At 60.7% G+C, this 680-nt stretch carries 1 protein-coding gene; it reads right to left on the minus strand.

The features are described 5' to 3' along the window. Window positions 1–680 (minus strand): transposase (locus ACYOEI_RS41075; protein WP_463671737.1); only part of this gene is annotated, 680 nt, incomplete at both ends.

Below are 680 nucleotides of genomic sequence, written 5' to 3' on the forward strand. Positions count from 1 at the left end.
ATTCTTAAGGTAGACCGGCGCCACCTCGAAGTCGGTCTTCAGGTTTGAGAACCGCTTCTCGATCCCGGCCTGACATTTGTACGCCAACAACAGTTCCCGTTCCGAAAGCGAACGTGCATTCGTCACCAGGGGAAAGATACCATCGCCACTCCTCTCGGCGTTCAGGCCCGCATAGTCGACCTGGAAATCCATCGTGAAACGTGTACTTGTCGCTTTGATATAACGCGTATTTTCGTTGGGCCGGCCACGCCCCTCTTGGCGATAGGACTCCTCGGTTCGCTCTTCAATCGTGACCGTGATCCATCGCGCGACGTCATGGGGTCCCAGGATCGCGGCCACCGCTTCCTCCACCTTGGCTCGCTGCCGAAACCGCGTGCGGACGGCATTGAGCCTCACCTTCAGCCCGGACAGTTCCCCCTCGGCACGAGCCACGCGCCGGAGCCGCACTTGGGCATCGACTTCCGCCTTCCGAGTGCTGTGATACCAGACCAGCCGATACCCCTCGACGCTGGAGACTTCCGGCTCACAGACGGAGAATCGATCGATGAGGTGACCGTCATCATCGAGCTTGTCGTGGATCGGTCGCCAGCGGACGCCGTCTCGAGCCACGGTCTGACGGAATTCACGATCTTCGGCCCGCGTCCGAGGTAGGACGCTGAGGAATCGGCCGCCGTGCTGGT

Source organism: Singulisphaera rosea, assembly GCF_054877945.1.